24 protein-coding genes and 1 tRNA gene are annotated in these 17,555 nt (G+C 40.0%); 7 read left to right on the top strand and 18 right to left on the bottom strand.

Annotated features, from left to right (window positions below; translation table 11 throughout):
• Positions 1 to 13 precede the first annotated feature (13 nt).
• Together AC6CIB_RS16055 and AC6CIB_RS16060 are read right to left on the bottom strand one after the other, a co-directional pair.
• On the bottom strand, positions 14 to 1,159 hold the full coding sequence (locus tag AC6CIB_RS16055) for an acyl-CoA dehydrogenase family protein (RefSeq protein ID WP_498282338.1): 1,146 nt from the start codon (positions 1,157 to 1,159) through the stop codon (positions 14 to 16).
• A gap of 113 nt (positions 1,160 to 1,272) precedes the next feature.
• The gene (locus tag AC6CIB_RS16060) at positions 1,273 to 2,040 is read right to left on the bottom strand and encodes a 3-hydroxyacyl-CoA dehydrogenase (protein ID WP_498282340.1); all 768 of its coding nucleotides are present in this window, start codon (positions 2,038 to 2,040) and stop codon (positions 1,273 to 1,275) included.
• A gap of 183 nt (positions 2,041 to 2,223) precedes the next feature.
• Here AC6CIB_RS16060 and AC6CIB_RS16065 point away from each other — a divergent pair, with 183 nt between their 5' ends.
• Positions 2,224 to 2,349, top strand: coding sequence for a hypothetical protein (locus tag AC6CIB_RS16065; RefSeq protein ID WP_258549658.1), 126 nt, complete (start codon positions 2,224 to 2,226; stop codon positions 2,347 to 2,349).
• Positions 2,350 to 2,492: 143 nt separating this feature from the next.
• Here the strand turns inward: AC6CIB_RS16065 and AC6CIB_RS16070 are convergent, their stop codons facing one another.
• Positions 2,493 to 2,693 (bottom strand): cold-shock protein, encoded by a 201-nt coding sequence (locus AC6CIB_RS16070; protein ID WP_034763533.1) that lies wholly within the window; start codon positions 2,691 to 2,693, stop codon positions 2,493 to 2,495.
• Between the two features lie 342 nt (positions 2,694 to 3,035).
• Between AC6CIB_RS16070 and AC6CIB_RS16075 the strand changes: the two genes are divergently transcribed.
• Entirely contained in the window at positions 3,036 to 3,209 is a 174-nt protein-coding gene (locus AC6CIB_RS16075) for a hypothetical protein (protein ID WP_324747862.1), read from the top strand.
• 183 nt (positions 3,210 to 3,392) lie between these two features.
• Here the strand turns inward: AC6CIB_RS16075 and AC6CIB_RS16080 are convergent.
• Positions 3,393 to 3,464 (bottom strand) — tRNA-Val (locus AC6CIB_RS16080).
• Between the two features lie 147 nt (positions 3,465 to 3,611).
• On the opposite strand from AC6CIB_RS16080, the gene AC6CIB_RS16085 reads away from it, so the two are divergent.
• Entirely contained in the window at positions 3,612 to 3,836 is a 225-nt protein-coding gene (locus tag AC6CIB_RS16085; protein ID WP_498282342.1) for a WYL domain-containing protein, read from the top strand.
• 59 nt (positions 3,837 to 3,895) lie between these two features.
• On the opposite strand, the gene AC6CIB_RS16090 is transcribed toward AC6CIB_RS16085, so the two are convergent.
• The 4 genes from AC6CIB_RS16090 to AC6CIB_RS16105 form a co-directional block, all read right to left on the bottom strand.
• A complete protein-coding gene (locus AC6CIB_RS16090; protein WP_498282344.1) occupies positions 3,896 to 5,881 on the bottom strand; it encodes a TRAP transporter permease in 1,986 nt (661 codons plus the stop codon).
• Positions 5,868 to 6,386 (bottom strand): DUF1850 domain-containing protein, encoded by a 519-nt coding sequence (locus tag AC6CIB_RS16095; protein WP_498282346.1) that lies wholly within the window; start codon positions 6,384 to 6,386, stop codon positions 5,868 to 5,870. The genes AC6CIB_RS16090 and AC6CIB_RS16095 overlap by 14 nt, the downstream gene beginning before the upstream one ends.
• A gap of 120 nt (positions 6,387 to 6,506) precedes the next feature.
• Positions 6,507 to 7,499, bottom strand: a complete 993-nt coding sequence (locus AC6CIB_RS16100; RefSeq protein ID WP_498282348.1) for a TAXI family TRAP transporter solute-binding subunit — start codon at positions 7,497 to 7,499, stop codon at positions 6,507 to 6,509.
• Between the two features lie 314 nt (positions 7,500 to 7,813).
• Entirely contained in the window at positions 7,814 to 8,368 is a 555-nt protein-coding gene (locus AC6CIB_RS16105) for a phosphatidylglycerophosphatase A family protein (protein ID WP_113969989.1), read from the bottom strand.
• Between the two features lie 151 nt (positions 8,369 to 8,519).
• On the opposite strand from AC6CIB_RS16105, the gene AC6CIB_RS16110 reads away from it, so the two are divergent.
• The 4 genes from AC6CIB_RS16110 (at position 8,520) to AC6CIB_RS16125 (ending at position 11,164) form a co-directional block, all read left to right on the top strand.
• A complete protein-coding gene (locus AC6CIB_RS16110; protein ID WP_498282350.1) occupies positions 8,520 to 9,245 on the top strand; it encodes an alpha/beta hydrolase in 726 nt (241 codons plus the stop codon).
• A 170-nt stretch (positions 9,246 to 9,415) separates the two neighbouring features.
• Complete coding sequence (locus tag AC6CIB_RS16115; RefSeq protein WP_299740333.1) at positions 9,416 to 9,934, top strand: YjcG family protein; 519 nt, start codon at positions 9,416 to 9,418, stop codon at positions 9,932 to 9,934.
• Between the two features lie 2 nt (positions 9,935 to 9,936).
• Positions 9,937 to 10,359, top strand: coding sequence for a GNAT family N-acetyltransferase (locus tag AC6CIB_RS16120; protein ID WP_498282352.1), 423 nt, complete (start codon positions 9,937 to 9,939; stop codon positions 10,357 to 10,359).
• Between the two features lie 130 nt (positions 10,360 to 10,489).
• Entirely contained in the window at positions 10,490 to 11,164 is a 675-nt protein-coding gene (locus tag AC6CIB_RS16125; RefSeq protein WP_498282354.1) for a DUF421 domain-containing protein, read from the top strand.
• Here AC6CIB_RS16125 and AC6CIB_RS16130 read toward each other — a convergent pair.
• From AC6CIB_RS16130 to AC6CIB_RS16175, 10 genes are all read right to left on the bottom strand, one after another.
• Positions 11,161 to 12,057 (bottom strand): MBL fold metallo-hydrolase, encoded by an 897-nt coding sequence (locus AC6CIB_RS16130; RefSeq protein ID WP_498282356.1) that lies wholly within the window; start codon positions 12,055 to 12,057, stop codon positions 11,161 to 11,163. The two genes, AC6CIB_RS16125 and AC6CIB_RS16130, sit on opposite strands and share 4 nt — an antisense overlap.
• Before the next feature lie 116 nt (positions 12,058 to 12,173).
• Positions 12,174 to 12,452 carry a hypothetical protein gene (locus AC6CIB_RS16135; RefSeq protein WP_498282358.1) on the bottom strand — a complete coding sequence of 93 codons (279 nt, stop codon included), beginning with the start codon at positions 12,450 to 12,452 and terminating at the stop codon, positions 12,174 to 12,176.
• 228 nt (positions 12,453 to 12,680) lie between these two features.
• Entirely contained in the window at positions 12,681 to 12,941 is a 261-nt protein-coding gene (gene spoVIF, locus AC6CIB_RS16140; RefSeq protein ID WP_113970022.1) for a sporulation-specific transcription regulator SpoVIF, read from the bottom strand.
• Positions 12,942 to 13,685: 744 nt separating this feature from the next.
• A complete protein-coding gene (locus tag AC6CIB_RS16145) occupies positions 13,686 to 13,805 on the bottom strand; it encodes a YjcZ family sporulation protein (RefSeq protein ID WP_498282360.1) in 120 nt (39 codons plus the stop codon).
• Between the two features lie 80 nt (positions 13,806 to 13,885).
• A complete protein-coding gene (locus tag AC6CIB_RS16150; RefSeq protein ID WP_498282362.1) occupies positions 13,886 to 14,578 on the bottom strand; it encodes a DUF421 domain-containing protein in 693 nt (230 codons plus the stop codon).
• A gap of 13 nt (positions 14,579 to 14,591) precedes the next feature.
• On the bottom strand, positions 14,592 to 14,948 hold the full coding sequence (gene spoVAE / locus AC6CIB_RS16155; RefSeq protein ID WP_498282364.1) for a stage V sporulation protein AE: 357 nt from the start codon (positions 14,946 to 14,948) through the stop codon (positions 14,592 to 14,594).
• An 18-nt stretch (positions 14,949 to 14,966) separates the two neighbouring features.
• Complete coding sequence (gene spoVAD, locus AC6CIB_RS16160) at positions 14,967 to 15,983, bottom strand: stage V sporulation protein AD (RefSeq protein WP_498282366.1); 1,017 nt, start codon at positions 15,981 to 15,983, stop codon at positions 14,967 to 14,969.
• A complete protein-coding gene (spoVAC, locus tag AC6CIB_RS16165) occupies positions 15,983 to 16,453 on the bottom strand; it encodes a stage V sporulation protein AC (RefSeq protein ID WP_498282368.1) in 471 nt (156 codons plus the stop codon). The genes spoVAD and spoVAC overlap by 1 nt, the downstream gene beginning before the upstream one ends.
• Positions 16,454 to 16,465: 12 nt before the next feature.
• Complete coding sequence (locus AC6CIB_RS16170) at positions 16,466 to 16,933, bottom strand: sporulation protein (RefSeq protein WP_498282370.1); 468 nt, start codon at positions 16,931 to 16,933, stop codon at positions 16,466 to 16,468.
• A 264-nt stretch (positions 16,934 to 17,197) separates the two neighbouring features.
• Positions 17,198 to 17,548, bottom strand: coding sequence for a DUF1360 domain-containing protein (locus AC6CIB_RS16175; RefSeq protein WP_498282372.1), 351 nt, complete (start codon positions 17,546 to 17,548; stop codon positions 17,198 to 17,200).
• Between the last annotated feature and the right edge of the window lie 7 nt (positions 17,549 to 17,555).

Consider the following 17,555-nt stretch of genomic DNA (forward strand, 5'->3'; position numbering starts at 1 on the left):
CTGCTCTTCCTTTCTATAATCCAAGATTCTTCGCTATGATCACTTTCATGATCTCATTTGTCCCTGCATATATACTTGCAACAGGAATATCCCTGTATCTTCTCGCAATTTGATACTCTTCCATGTAGCCGTATCCACCATGCAGCTGCATGCATTCAGTGGCGATTTGCCTTGCCATTTCAGTCAATTTATACTTGGCCATGGAAACCTTCGTCACGACATCTTTCCCATCCATATGTTCGGCGATCAAACCATCGAGGAATACCCTGCCCATCTCAATATCCGTCGCCATTTCCGCTATCTTAAATTGTGTATTCTGGAATTTACCAATCGCCCTTCCAAATGCTTCACGGCTCTTCACATAATCCATCGTGAGAGAAAACATTTCTTCTGAAGCAGTCTGAGCAGCTATCGCCACGATAAGACGTTCTTGCTGGAGCTTTTTCATCAGATATTGAAATCCTTTGCCCTCTTCCCCAATCAAATTATCTTTCGGCACCTTGCAATCTTCAAAGATCAGCTCGGCTGTATCCTGACAGTGTAAACCAACTTTGTCAAGCTTCCTTCCCCTGGAGAATCCGGGTGCATCCCTTTCGATGGCCAACAAACTGATCCCCATGTGAGGCGGACTGATGGTCGTATCTGTTTTACAGGCAACAATCACTAAATCACCTTGAATCCCATTTGTGATGAAGGTCTTTTGACCATTCACAATATAGTGGTCCCCCTCAAGCTTAGCCGTCGTTTTAATCCCGGCTAAATCTGATCCTGCACCAGGTTCCGTCATAGCAATGGCCGTAATCATTTTTCCACTCGTGCATGCGGGGAGCCACTTCTTTTTTTGTTCCTCACTTCCATATTCAGATATATAAGGGACTACAATGTCATTGTGCAATCCTATCCCGATCAGACCAGAGCCTACCCGTTCTAATTCTTCATTGATAATCACGGAATATCCCCAATCCACCCCGCTTCCACCGTACACTTCGTCAATGTCTGGACAAAGAAATCCCTGCTCCCCCATCTTCGTCCAAAAGGCCCTTGGAACCATCCTGTTTTTCTCCCATTCATCATAAAAAGGATAAGCCTCTTTTTGTAAAAATTTCCGAAGTGCCTGCCTGAATATGCTATGATCCTCCGTTAAATAATGATGTTTCATACGTACTCGCCCTCATTTCAAAGTGATGCATTCTATAAAGCGCTTTCATTTTTGGGATAATGAATGAACACGCACTCATTTAATAAGCAAACATTTCCATCAGTTTCAACCACTTACTTAGGCTGCATTCTAATCGCACCGTCTAATCGGATCGTTTCACCGTTCAGCATTGGATTTTCGAGTATACTTTTCACTAATTGAGCATATTCAGATGGGTGACCGAGCCTTGGTGGAAATGGCACCATTTTTCCAAGCGAATTTCTTGCTTCATCAGGAAGTGTGTCAAACATCGGGGTATGAAATAACCCCGGAGCAATGGTCATGACTCTTATACCATCCCTTGCAAGCTCCCTGGCAACCGGAAGAGTCATCCCGACCACTCCACCTTTAGATGCACTATAAGCAGCCTGACCGATCTGCCCATCAAATGCAGCAACAGAAGCTGTATTGACGATGACCCCTCTTTCTCCGTGGTCATTTGTTGTATTACCCATCATCTTTTCTGCAGCCAAGCGTATCACATTGAACGTACCAATTAAGTTAATCTCAATTACCTTGGAAAATCGATCAAGAGAGTGAATTCCGTTTCTTCCTATCACTTTCCCTGGTGGAGCAATCCCTGCACAGTTCACTACTGTATTAAAACCGCCAAAAGCCTGTATCGACCCCTCCAAGGCTTCTAACACCTGATCTTCCTTTGTCACGTCTGTTTTATAAAAGCCAATGGATTCTCCATACTCCTCTATCAAGGCTGCTGCTCTCTCTTCATTGAGATCCAGTATATATGCCTTACCACCTTCCTCAATAATCCTTCTTACTGTAGCTTCACCCAGCCCGGATGCACCACCTGTCACTAAGGCGACTATTTCTTTCATTTCCACGATAAATCCCTCCACTCATGTAAAGCATATATTTTAATTTTAGCGTTGTATGGAGAAAAAAGATATAATGTTTTTAAAATTCTGTCTACTCACAACACCCTTCCCTTACTTACCAAGGATAACGAAGCATCACTTGTCTAGAATAAGAATGTAATAACCATTTACAAACAGGAGGAAACAATGATGACTAATAAAAATGATAATCGTGAACGAAAAAATAAATACCCAAACAACAAAAAAAGCGATACTGAATTCTCGAAAGAACTCAATATTCGCAGTGAAGTGACGAAGAAAGATTTAGGAAAATGAATAATATAAGCGACCGGTTTAATTCGGGCATACTGGAATGTCGTGCATAGATTTTTTAATTTTAATTTGTCCCGGGTTACTTAAATATCCCCATAAAAAAACAGACTCACGAATGAGTCTGTTTTTGGAGTTGTAAAGTTTGATTATGCTTTACGTACGTTAGCTGCTTGTGGTCCACGAGCACCTTGTTCAACGTCGAAAGATACTTCTTGACCTTCGTCAAGAGATTTGAAACCTTCACCTTGGATCGCTGAGAAGTGTACGAATACGTCGTCTCCACCTTCTACTTCGATGAATCCGAAACCTTTTTCTGCGTTAAACCATTTTACTTTACCATTTTCCATGTTTGTTGCCTCCTAAAGTGCGTTACACACAAAGTATTACTATTCTTGCGATATCAGGTGAAAACCAAATCTTGTTCTTCCCTCGTATACCGGACAAAAATAATTCTTCTATAGAATAACAGTAATGAAATAAATAAGCAAGTTCTTCAAGGAGAAGTTTTGAAAGTCAGACCTCTGACACAACCTTTCTCCCCATCAAATAGTCTCTTGATATGAGTAATGATTACTACCTTCATGCCCGTTAAAGCGCTACCATTATATTTATCCAAATTTATCACTAATGGGACTCTAAAATGAAGGGTAAACTGTGGTATAATGAGAGAATATGAAAGGGAGTGCCCAATGAAATCCACAAAAAATCGGTTTAGTAATGGCGCAATGGTTACGATAAAGGAAACTGGCGAAACAGTGACAATATTGAAATGGCAATACGTTAAAAATATGAAGCGATTCTCATATATTGTAAAAGAACATCCTGGCACGTTTTATTTTGAGGAAGAATTAGAAGTCAACTAAAAAGAAGTGATCATATCTTAATATGATTTGGCAAGGACTCTTACGTGAATTCCAACAGAGTCCTTTTTACTTTTAATGGCATACAGCGCTGGTCGTTTAACACTGATCCTTTATAAAGGTTGATTTACATATAAAAGAAGAAAGCCTGCATCTTTAAAATAAGATGCAGGCTTTCTTTATGTATGACCTGTGAGGGATTCGAACCCACGACCCCTTCCCTGTCAAGGAAGTGCTCTCCCACTGAGCTAACAAGTCGCTATGGAAGGTATATATTAAATTATAGTCATGATGAGAAAAATGTCAATCATTTTTTGTTCTATACATTTTTCTTCTGGGTATTCAGTATGAAAGAACATTCGTTCGCATATACTATGAGTACACTTCCAGGAGAGGAGCTCACAAATGAATACGGTATTACAGCGCTCATTCATGGACCAAAGCCCCATTGAAATCATCTATATGACTCCTGAGTCCATTTGTACGAAAAGAAAAATCATAGTAAAAAAATTAGATGGGGATATTATTCTGGCCTATTGCTTTTTACGACAAGAATTCCGCAGATTCAGACTGCATGATATTTTGGCCGCTTATCCTCTTATTCCTTATAAGAAACGAACTATATCCTAGTTGGAAACTAAAAGACGTGAGGCTGACCCTAATAAAGGGTCAGCCTCACATTTGTTTGTTTATGCTGTTGCTTTTTTTGGTGTTTTGTCTTCTCTTTTAATGAAGAATTGTAACGCAAGCATGACACCAAATAACACTAAACCAATGATGTCTGTGCTCCCCTCTGGATAGATCAGCATTAAACCGGCTGCTACACAAAGGAAACGTTCAATCACATATACTCTTCTGTACCAATACCCAATCATCCCAGCCCCTATGGCCATCATTCCGGTTATTGCCGTAAAGACAACCCATAATAATCTCGGGATTGTTGTATCAATCATCAGCAACTCAGGAGACAGGACGAACATATACGGAATAATAAAGGCAGCAATCGCTAATTTAGCAGAATTGACCCCGGTCCGTATCGGCTCCCCCCCTGACACCCCGGCGGCGGCAAATGCTGCAAGAGCCACTGGTGGTGTGATATCTGCAATGATACCAAAGTAAAAGACAAATAAGTGAGCTGCTAACTCAGGTGCACCTAACAGGATAATCGCAGGTGCCGCGATTGTGGACGTGATTACGTAGTTGGCCGTTGTCGGTGATCCCATACCTAATACAATAGATGCAATCATCGTAAACACCAGGGTCAGGATTAATTTACCTTCTGATGAATTTGTTAGATCAGCAGCAAGGTCAACTAAACCATTCGCAAGTGTCAGCCCTAATCCCGTTTTTGTCACTACACCGACAATCATCCCTGCAGCCGCAGTTGCTACAGCTACGGAAAGTGCAGTACGTGCACCGTCTACGAGTGCGTCGACTGCATCTTTAAAGCCAATCCTTGTCTCTTTTCGAATCGCGCTAATCACAATCGTAGCAACAATTGACCAAAGTGCTGCTCGCATAACACTCATACCGCTGACTAATAAAATAATGACTGTAAGAATCGGCATTAATAAGTAAATTTTCTTTAAAACTTCTTTACGATTCGGCATTTCATCGTCTGAAAGACCGCGAAGTCCGATTCGCTTCGCTTCAAAATGAGTCATAATCCAAATTCCTGTAAAATACAAAAGAGCTGGAATGGTGGCAGCCTTTGCGATATCCCAGTAAGAGATTCCACCGATGAATTCAACCATTAAGAATGCTGCAGCTCCCATGATTGGCGGCATTAACTGACCACCCGTTGAAGCTGCTGCCTCTACTCCACCTGCAAACTCTTTACGATAGCCAAGCTTTTTCATCATTGGAATCGTAAAGGAACCAGATGTTACAACGTTTGCAACGGAACTTCCGCTGATCGTTCCTTGCAGGGCACTCGAGAAGATTGCAACCTTAGCAGGACCACCAGTGCGTTTACCGGCAATGGCCACAGCTAAATCATTGAAATATTGCCCTACGCCTGTTTTAACGAGGAAGGCCCCGAATAATAGGAATAGGAAGATGAAGGTTGCTGAAACATAGAGTGGCGTTCCAAGAATCCCTTCACTTGTAAAGAACATCGTCTTAACGATATCGTCCCAGTCATATCCCCTGTGCGCAAGGAATCCAGGCATCAATCGACCATAATACATATAGAGAATGAAAGTAGAGGCGATAATCGTGATGGGTAAACCGACTGCACGACGGGTTGCCTCCAATACTAAGATCATCGCAGCAAAACCAACATAAAAATCAAGTGATGTCATTATACCGACTCTGCTAACGATGTCATCTTGCATAATCGGCCAGTATGCACCAATTCCTACAGATATGACAGATAGAACGACGTCATACCATGCGACTTTATCTTTTCGTAGATTCTTTTTTCTAGCAGGAAACAGAAGAAAGACAAGTGACAAAGCAAATCCTAAATGAATAGATAATAGTAATTGTCTAGGGATAAATTGAAAGATCGATGCGACTAATTGAAATAATGAAAATGCTAAGAGACCATAGAAAATCACCCATTTAAAAAGTCCATGGTGTAGCTTTCTCGTAGATGATTCAGGATCATATTTTTCTAATAATTCTTGTTGTTGTTCGGAGGTTAATGATTCGAATTCTTTATCTTTTTCCAACAACGGTCACTCCTTTCCACTGATCATATAGTGTTTGTTTCTTTAATTGCATTCGAACGACAGACCCTTTATCGAAATAGTCAGCTAAAGGATAGACTTTCCCATCCAATACGAGTCGATGATTGGCTACCACTTGTCCGATGCGAATATCAATGTATGGAAATACTTTATTCATATTTGAAATGAAGTATTTTCCTTCTTCTGTCATCTCGAAGGTTTCATTTCCTTCTGCATTCGCAGGCATACCAATTGCAGTATCCTCATAAAGCATCTTTGTCTGTTGAATTTGGTTTGTAGATTGACGATAAAACTCTTCTACTTCTGAGAGATGAATAGAATGAGTGTAGCGAACCGAAAATGTATGATCTTCAGGTAGTCTGAAAAGGACAGGATCTCCCTCAGTACTCCTCGGTTCGATTACCAGATATGTTTGAAAGGGAATAAAGTTGATGAATAAAAGAACAAGAATAATGAGAATTGTTCCTATGAATGAAATTTTCTTCATAACAAATTCCCCACCATTCCATTTATTACTGCTTTACTTAACATTTTTATAGCCTATACCAAAACAAAAGAATAGACCGTTTTACGCGGCCTATCCCTTCGTCCATCTGCTGGTGTGGATCTATTCCATTGAAACGCCTTTTTCATCAAAGTATTTCTTCGCACCAGGATGTAATTCAATCCCCATACCCTTTAGTCCATCTTCAGCTTTGATTAACTCACCTTTGGCATGAGTGATTGAATCTGTATTTTCAAAAATGGCTTTTGTAACATCATAGATTACATCTTCGGAAATATCAGCATTTGTTACTAACATTGCACGAACCGCAACGGTTGTAACTGCCTCATCGACTTTACTGTAAGTCCCTGAAGGAATTTCATCCTCAGAGTAATATGGATATTTCTCGATCAGCTCACTGATTTTACCGGATTCAACCGGTACGATAGTGATATCTTCCGTTGCGGCCAATCCTTCAACTGCTCCGGTTGGAGTACCTGAAGTAATGAACGCCGCATCGATTGTACCATCCTGGATACCAGTGGTTGAATCATCAAATGATAAATTACGAGCTTCTAAATCTTCTAACGCAATGCCGTGTACCTCAAGGATTTGTTTCGCGTTCAATAATGTTCCAGATCCTGCTTCACCGACAGAAACAACTTTACCTTTCAGATCTTCAACGGACTTGATACCTGAATCCTTTGTTGTAACGATTTGAATCGTTTCAGGATAAAGAGTAGCAATTCCACGTGCATTTTCTACCTTGTTATCGCTGAACATTTCTGTTCCTTCAGATGCATAAGAAGCGATATCTGTTTGTGTAAAAGCGATTTCAGTTTTTCCATCTTTAATAGATGCCATATTTTCCGCAGATGCACCAGATGTTGAAGCAGATGCTTTAATTCCTGTTTCATCTTGAATGATTTTAGCAAATGTTCCGCCTAACGGGTAATATGTACCCCCTGTTCCACCTGTAGCAATTCCAATGAAGTCAACCTCTTTGTTACCTTCACCCTCAGATGATCCTCCGCCTGATCCGCCGCCACATGCAGCAAGAATGACAGATAGAACTAGAAGTAGTGCAGTGCTTAGATAAAAACTGCGTTTTTTCATATTCTAATTCCCCCTATTAAATTTCTACTTTACCGAAATAATTGTAACACAGTCTGTAACAATCTTGTCAAATCAAATACATAAAATTTTAACAATTTTTATAAAAAACCCTTTCTACATCCAATACACTTTGATTGAAATCTGTTGTGTGGCTTGTTCATGTCATGTCAATTATTTTACAAATGTATACAGAATGTATAAAGCGGTTACATTTCCCCGTTCCATTTTCTTCCCCGACGCATGTTTGTCCACTATAAAAAGACTGAAGAGGAATTACTCCTCTCCAGTCCATCTGTTATATATCAGGAAATGATCTAGCCTATTAATTCCTCATCCTCAAATTTCATCTTATCTTCTTCTGAAATATTCTCTTCACGGTCCCGTAAGCTATGTGCAATTCTCGAAGAAGCATTGGCCGCAATACTTGCCACGATATCATCTAAAAAGGTATGAACACCCTTCCCGTTCTTCGTATCCAGGTCACGGATGATACCGATCTTATTTTTATCAAGATGACCAAAGGTAGTAACAGCGATACTCCCATATCCTAATGCTGCACCTAAAGCAATGGTCTCATCTACTCCAAACAACCCTTCATCTGATTCTACAATCGATTGAAGTGGTTCGGAAAGCTTCTTCTCTTCAGCAAGCTGATCCAGTTCTACCCCTACTAGTATCGCATGCTGAATCTCTCTTTTTAATAATACTTTCTTCACACTGTCGATACAATCTTCCATATTTAACTCATGATTATATGGATACTGCATTTCATAGACGATTTCAGCAATATCTTCTATTGATACTCCTCTATCTTTCAGCCTCTGTAATGCAGCTTTTGTTACATCCCTTGAATGTACAGGTTTATTCATTGAGATACCCCTTTCTGGACAGTCCATAAACTTACTTGAATTATACCATTCTTTTGAATTTTCGTATTGCAATCCGCTTTAGGGAATTATCGAGGAGAATATGATACAATCTTTCTGTAAACGTTAACACTGATTATAGGAGGCTATCGTCATGACAACCGCAAGAGGAGCTGTAACCGAATTAAACCTCTTTAGTAAAGAACTGAATGAAGAGATTAAGATGCTCGTATACCTGCCAGCTACTTTTTCTCCCCTCTATAAATATTCACTACTGATCACCCAAGATGGTAAGGATTATTTCCAGCTAGGAAGAATACCTCGCCTGGCTGATGAACTTCTCGAAAATAGAGAAATAGAAAACATGATTATCGTGGGAGTCCCATATAAAAATGTTGAGGACCGGAGAAGAAAATACCATCCACATGGTGAAGAAAATGATGCTTACATTCGCTTTTTAGCACATGAATTGGTCCCGTATCTGGACGAGCATTACCCAACTTATCATATGGGAATGGGACGTGCCCTGGTTGGTGATTCATTAGGAGCGACAGTTTCATTGATGACTGCATTAAAATATCCAAATACATTTGGCAAGGTTCTCCTGCAGTCACCTTTGGTCAACGAGAAAGTGTTGGAAGCCGTAGAAAACTTCTCACAACCTCACCTGTTAAGCATTTACCATATCATTGGTAAACAGGAAACAGAGGTGAAAACAACGGACGGCAAAGTAAAAGACTTCTTAAAGCCAAACCGTAAGCTTCACGAAATATTCGATCAAAAAGGATTCTCTTCCTTTTATGATGAGTTCGACGGAGATCATACGTGGAAACATTGGCAACCGGATTTGAGACGTGCTTTGAAGATGATGTTTAACTAAACCCCTACTTGGCAAGGGACCACCCTTGCCTCTCTCTAAATGAATACAGGGACCTGTCGGCATCACTTGATAAAAGGAGATCCTATCCGTTCGCCCTATATTAAATTTTTGAAAAATTTGCTATACTATACATAATACAAAGATAGTTAAATAGAGGAGGATTGAAGAAAATGAATTATGGTATAGTCATTTTCCCATCGAAAAAGCTGCAAGATATCGCAAACTCTTATAGGAAACGTTATGATCCTCATTATGCATTGGTTCCACCACATTTGACATTAAAGAATGTCTTTAGTGCAGATGATGATCAAATCAAAGATATAGCTAATAAATTAGCTGCTATTTCAAAGAAATACGATCCCTTCAATCTAAAAGTGTACAAAGTAAGTTCTTTTCAGCCTGTGAACAATGTAATCTATTTCAAGGTGAACTCCACTCCTGAACTGCAAGGGTTACACGATGACATGCATAGTCAAAACTTCATGGGTGACGAGCCGGAATTCGCTTTCGTTCCTCACATTACTGTTGCTCAAAAGCTTTCAAATGATGAGCACTCGGATATTTTTGGATCTCTTCGTATGCTGGGAATCGATCATGAAGAAACCATTGACCGATTCCACTTGTTGTATCAATTAGAAAACGGCTCTTGGACAGTTTACGAAACCTTCCGTTTAGGAAAGGAAGAGTAAAGTTGAAGGTCGAAGTTGCAAAAACAGAAGATCAGATCCAAGAGGTATTCAACATAAGAAAGACAGTGTTTGTGGAAGAACAAAAGGTTCCACTTGAAGAAGAAATCGATGAATTCGAAAACGATTCCACTCATTTTGTCCTTTACGACCAAACACACGTTGTAGGTGCAGGCCGTTTCCGTATTCTTGATGGAATGGGGAAAGTTGAAAGAATATGCGTTTTAGAATCCGTCAGGGGAAAAGGAGCAGGGCGTGAAATCATGCTTGCCATTGAAAAATATGCGAAGCAGGAGCACTTATCCCAATTGAAATTAAATGCCCAAACCTATGCCATCCCTTTTTATGAAGGCTTAGGTTACAAAGTTACATCGGATGAATTTCTGGACGCAGGAATCCCTCATAAAACCATGAAGAAGGATATTTAAAAGGAAGAAGTAATTAAGCATAACTGCTTAATTACTTCTTCCTTTTTTTGCTTCTGGCAAATCATATTAAGAAGTATATTACCATATCAACTCGTCGATAATGGGAAAATGTATGGGAAGGGGGATCCTTATGGGAATCACATCGATTGCCATCGAGTTAATCGTAGGATATTTTGCCTTATTGATTCTTACAAAAATACTTGGTAAAACTCAAATCACTCAAATATCTGCCTTTGATTTCATTTCAGCATTAATTCTTGGTGAACTTGTAGGTAACTCCCTTTATGATGGAAAGATCACTGTGCTTCCAATCCTTTTTGCCATTTTTATCTGGGGGAGTTTGATCTTTTTCACAGAGTTTTTCACCCAGAAATCCCGACGGTTTCGCCATTTGCTGGAAGGTACGCCTGCCTTAGTCATTAATAAAGGGAAGATCAACTTCGATGAGCTTAAGAGAAATCACTTAGATCTGAATCAACTGCAGCATCTACTTCGTGCCAAAGATATTTTCTCAGTAAGGGAATGTGAATTTGCCCTTTTGGAGTCTGACGGTACGCTGAGTGTCATTAGAAAACCGCTTTATGAAATCGTACAGCGTCAAGACCTTAATATACCGGCAAAAAATGCTTCTCTCCCGCTTTCTTTAATTGTGGATGGAGAAATCGTTTACGATAATTTAAAGCTGGCCGAACAAAGAGAGGATTGGCTTTTAAGCGAAATAAAAAAACAAGGCTTCCTCTCCTCCAAGGACGTTTTGTATGCTGAATGGGAAGAAGGAGAAAGCCTTTTAGTACAAGGTTATTAATGGGGCTTAATGATGAGTTCATTATTTCTAATCGTGAACGATAAGAGTTTCTTTCGTTCAAGACTGGTAAGATAAGCTGTTACCGATGTTCTGAACAAAAGCCATTGCCCCACATTTGATACAGTTATTTTGTGTAAATTCAAATACTCTTTTATGAACTTTTCAAAAGAAAAGCCTTCTTTACTATCATTTACTAGTGTTAGAAGAGAATTCATACGTTCTTTATGAAGATCGATATTCTCCTGAACTGTTTTAACAAAGTTTTCTTCATAGTCCCCGTGTCCCGGAATCGCTCCTTTGCATGGTATGTGAAGGAGTTTTTCTAATGAATCCAGTGTTTGATCCGCGTCAATGATAAACGGAATGATATGCTTTTCCAACGTATCCCTGCCAAAATAACTGTCCGCTGCATATAAAACATCATCAACCAGCAAACCTACCTGACCATACGAATGACCCGGTAAATCAATTGCTTCAAAAGTGAAAGGACCAATGCTATTTTCACCAATCTTCAACTCATCATCAATGACCACTGATTGTCCTTCAAGAAACTTATTTCTCAAATCATTTATGGGGTTAGCTCCATTGAATAGATAAATCGGTTCCAGGATCGAATTCTCCATGATCGCTTTTTCTAGTTTTGGTGCAAACAATGGAGTCCCTTGTTTTTTCTTCAGGAAGTGAGCTCCTCCAAAATGATCGGCGTGGGCGTGGGTGATGACACAATAATCCAAGGGCCGTCCTTCATTGGATAAGATTTTGATCACTTTCTTCATGGCAGAATCGTCCAAACCACTGTCAATAAGAAGACCCTTTCCTTCTTTGATGCAGTAGCCAATGGTTACGCTGCCTGTAAATGCATAGCAATGCTCGGCAAGGTTTTGTAGTTTCAAGTGATTACCTCCAAATATGTCCGGGGCCATATATCAGCAGTTAATTAAAAAAACCCATAAGGAATGCTCCTTTTGGGTTTTTTCAAACTGCCTAAAAAAAAGCCCCTCAAACTTCTTTATACATATTCGTTAAAGTGCTTTCCTTTTCCTGTTAATTGGGCTAATAAGGTTGTTGGGATGGATGGTTTAGAGAGAGCTTGGTATGAAGTTTTTCGTTGATTGGATTGAATTACATGATAAGATGTTTCTGCTTCTTCAGTATGTGCTTGAGTTTTATTTTTCATGGGCTTTACAGGTTGGACGGGTAGAAAGGCAAACGGATGTTTTTCAACTTTTAATTCTCGTTCCTGATACTGTTTATACTGATGGTGGGGTATTGGAGCAATGTATCCCATTTTCATTACCTCCTTGGTATTAGTTACCCATATAGGGTTGAACATTAAACTTTATTTAGGCTTTATCGATCCTATGGTCTGTTCAGACTTTGTGGAAATATGTATCATGCCTGGATGAGTAATCTGACCACTCCTACACCGCAGTCAAAATATAAATAGGAGAATTAACATAAAATACGTGTTGGCACGCACCTTTATGTCCATTCTCCTTCATTTTATTTCTAACTTTTATTTCTTCCCCTTGTTTAACATATTGGAGATGGTTCCAAAGTCTAATTGCTTTCCATCATTCACAATCGACTGCACAATCTTATTTTCCATTTCCTTGTTTACGGGTTTATTGGCAATTTTAGATACGCGTTTAATGACGCTTCTAACGGTTGCTTCATCTTTGAAGTTTGCATTTTGTAATGAGTTCGCAAGCTCTAACACTTCGTTCATGTTTACGCCTGTCTTCTTCTCTAAATTCTTAAAAAAGTTATTATTCATTTCCTTCACGCCTCCTTTTAACTATAAGCATCATATGTAAAAAAAACAGGAGCGTGATTATGAATTACTAAATTTGAAGCTTGGAGTGATTTATTCGTTGAACCTAACCCATTGCCTTAACACATTCCCCGCTGTAGTACCCTCAAAGTTGCCAACTTCCCAAATAAAACAAAAGGCTTCTTTTCGCAAAGATTGTTGTTTTGTAACAAAAGGTCTGCTTGGGCTCTGTCCATTAGTGTGTGCTGGATGGTGAGAGTAACTGCTTCGCTTGCAGCTAGCGTTCGGCCAAGCCTCCTCAGCTTAGCCGAACGGGGTCTCGGCACGACCAAAATCCGCCGGAGTCTACGCAGTTCCCCTCACCATCTATAAGAATTTAGCGTGACAGAGCTTAAAAGGGGACAAAAACCATCTTAAAGAAATTATTTTTAAGGAAATCGAACATATCTCTCTTTAGAAGAGGATATTTTTTAAATATTGTTGGTTTATTTTGATTCTATAATAAAAATTCATGCTTAAAAAGTTGATTGAACGGAATGAGCTCGACTCCTGCGGGAGAGGCGGGACAGGTGAGACCCCGCAGGAGCGCAGCTACTAGGAGGCTCACCGCCCGCCCCGCGGAAAGCGAGCATCCTGTAGCCGAAATCTACTACTACTTTCTTCTTAAGATAGCCAGAAACTTTGCGAAAAGAGCAAAACAAAAAGACAAAATCTCTCAAATGAGGATTCTGCCTTTTGTACCCCTTTCTAACAGAAGCTAGCTCCAACGATAATTAAAAGAATGAAAAGCACAACGATTAATACAAAAGTTGATCCATAACCGCCTCCGCCATAACCACAGCCGCCGTAACCATATCCATAAGGCATTTTAGTATCACCTCTCTTTTACCTTTAGTCTCTTATAACATATGTATAGAGAGAACAATACGTATGGGCTTTCGAGGAATTTATTGTGTGTTTGTCCAATTGTACAGATCGAAGGTCAGGTTTCCTTCGCAGTCGAGTTGGGCAAGGAAAATGGATTCAACTTGCAATTGTCTCTTGGCTAGCTCTTTTTGTAACCAGGGTAGGGGAAATCCTACTTCTTGCAGAGCTACTTCATCTATTTCCCCATCTGAAATGACTGCCTGTGGAGGGGTGGACTTTTGTGAGATTTTATATATATCTTCTCGAACAAGCGGCCTTTTTTCTCTTTTGAGCAAAACACTTAGATCTCCGTTGGTGTCCAGTGACGCGAACTCCACATCTGCAGCTCTGAAAACGTCTTTCTTTCTCAATTGTTCCAGCAGTTCATCAACGGAATACTGTTCTTTCTTTAAAGCCTTCTCATCAATATTTCCATCCTTTATAAAAACAGTCGGTTTTCCCTCAGCAAATCGTCTAAATCGAACGCTCTTAAGAGAAAGATAGGAGAAAAGGAGTGGAAAGGTAAACCATAAAAAGATGCTCATCAGTCCTTCACTTAAAGGAAGACCCAGATCCATCGAAAGTGTCCCTGCAATGCTTCCAACTGTGATTCCTGTAATGTACTCAAAAAAAGACAATTTAGATAGCTGTTTTTTCCCCAGTAACTTGGTTATTGCAAATAAGGAAAGTAAGATAAATATACTGCGTAACGCCACCTCTAAGTATTCAGGCATCGATTTTCACCTCTCATCCTTTTGGTTTGAAAAGGAGTGCCCCAATGAAACCGAATATGATCGCGGAGGATATCCCTGAGCTAGTCACTTCAAACATCCCGGTAAGGACTCCCACTACCCCATGCTCCTGTGATTCCTGCATGGCACCATTGACCAGGGCGTTACCGAAACTTGTGATGGGAATGGTCGCTCCTGCACCGGCAAAATCAATGAGAGGTTCATACAATCCAAATCCCGAAAAAACCGCTCCTGCCACTACTAGTAAGCTTAGGGTATGGGCTGGAGTTAATTTAGCAACATCAAACAGTAATTGACCAATCACACAAATAATCCCGCCTATTGTAAAAGCCCAAAAAAACATCGCTAACACTTCGTTTCCTCCTTTCCTTTACATATATTCAATGGAAACCGCATGAGCAATACAGGGTATTGTTTCCCCTTGCTGAAAAGTCAATGGTGATAACAAGGCTCCCGTCGCTACAACTAAGATGCGTTTATATGTTCCTTTTTTCATTTCATTTAATAGGTGACCGTAAAGGACTGTAGCTGAACAGCCGGGACCACTGGCTCCGGATTGAACCGGCTGATTGTCTCCATAAATCAGTAATCCACAATCTTTAAACTGATGATCCGAGAAGTTGTATCCTTTTTCTTTCAGCATTTCAACAGCTGTCTGCCTGCCGATCTTAGCCAGATCACCTGTGATGATCAAATCGTAGTAAGAAGGATCTCTCCCCAAATCTTGAAAATGACCTGCAATCGTATCAGCAGCAGCCGGTGCCATGGCTCCTCCCATGTTAAAAGGATCCTTCAATCCCATATCCACCACCTTGCCGATGGTTGCAGAGGTAACTCTCGGTGTAGGGGCTGTAACAGACTTCCCTTCTCCTATTACTGCATAACCTGCACCTGTTACAGTCCACTGAGCTGTTGGAGGCTTCTGACCGCCATATTCAGTCGGGTACCGGAATTGTTTCTCAGTTGCTGCATTATGGCTGGATGCCCCTGTCACCACATGCTGAGCCCCATGATAATTAACCAAAAATGCAGATAACGCCAAACCCTCCATCGACGTTGAGCATGCTCCGAATAAACCGAAGTATGGGATTCCATTGGTTCTGGCAGCAAAGCTTGATGGGGTAATTTGATTAATAAGATCCCCCGTTAGGAAAAACTGTACATCGCTTTTTTGGAGAGACTGTTTTTCCAACGCAATCTGAACAGCATCTTCAATGAGAGTTCGATTGGCTTTTTCATATGTGTCCTGTCCCATCCACAGGTCATCATAAAACTGATCAAAGTCGGAAGCTAAGTTCCCTTTTTTTTCAAATGGACCGCCAACGACACCGGTAGACAGGATGGCCGGATGTGTAGGAAATACCCATGACCTTGAACCATTAAGCATTAAATCACCCCCAATTGAATTAAGATTGTCTTGATTAATGCAACGACAAAGGCTGAAAACACTCCGAATACAATAACCGAACCTGCAAGCTTGAACATATTACCGCCAACCCCTAAGACATACCCTTCCGTTTTATGCTCAATGGCAGCTGCAATAACAGAGTTACCAAATCCTGTTACAGGGACTGCACTACCTGCACCTGCAAACTGACCGATATGATCATAAACGCCAAAGCCCGTAAGAAGCATTGATATAAAAACCATAGTCGCAACGGTTGGATTTCCTGCCGTCTGCTCAGTGAAATCAAAGAAATAAATAAATATATACGTAAAAACCTGACCGATTAAGCAGAAGAATCCCCCCACAAAGAAAGCCTTTAGTACATTTTTAAGTAGTGGCCTCTTTGTTTCATATTGTTTTTCCAACTGTTCGTATTTTTTCTGTTCGGGCGTTTTTGGTGATTTCCCCACAAAACATTCCTCCTACGTCTTTTCCTTTTGAAGCTCCACAATATCCTGGAACTTCTTTTCCGCATCTTTCTTAGAAATCGAACCCCTCTTAAGTTCTTCCTTTAAACGGATGGTTTCAAGAAATATCTTGTAATCACTGGACAATATAAAGTCTTCATCCGGATATTTATCTTCTAAATAACGGTCCATCTTTTTTTCGATCTTCTTCATATGAAATCTTTGCAGGTGCTTCACTTTATATACCACAAGCGTTTCTTCTTTTCCTTGAATGACCGCTACGTCATAAAGCTCTTTCATTTTTGAAATTTCCCTCTTAATGGCATGTCCATAGCTGTCTGTTTCAGGATTGTCCACTAACTCAATGGGTGGCGGATCGGTTTTCTTCATCAGCGCAATTTTGCTGTCGTTTCCATCTTGCTTATTGGCGCAGCCAATTAAGACAAGTATCGTAAGTGGAACGATGATTCGTTTTTTGTTCATGACATATCCCTCTTTTATTTGTACTCATGTTTTATTTTTTTCATAAAGTCAGATTTTATGAAAAAAAAAACTGCCCATTTTGAGCAGTCTATCTTTTCTTCACTTTTGATCCACAACCGCAACCTTTTTTCTTAATGGGAGAATTCGTTGATTTCTTGGTATTTGTAGAAGTATTCTTCATAATGATCGCCTCCTTTTACCATTGCCTTTACGACCATTATATGTGCGATAGTGTAAGCTTGTTTCCACTAATTACCTAATGAGTTACTCTCTTATCCAACTTTGGACAGCCGCCTCTAATATGGAAGCAACTCCAGCAACTGCCAATACTGTGATAATCGGGATGAAAAATTGAGGAAAAAAAATATTTCCTCCATATAGGAATATAGCAACCCACATACCTGTACACCAATAACACGATAATAGTTCCCCTATAAACCCTTTTATTCCACCTTTTTTGGGTAAAAGGAAGATTTCTTCCTCCCCATCTACTGACATTTCAGATACTTCATCAAAAAAAGGAGACCTTAAGAATTCCGTTATTTTATCAAATACGATGAGGTGAGTCATTCTAAACACGGCAATACCCAATATAATTATGTCAAATATCTCCATATTCCCA

It is taken from the genome of Rossellomorea sp. GQ25 (assembly GCF_059758515.1).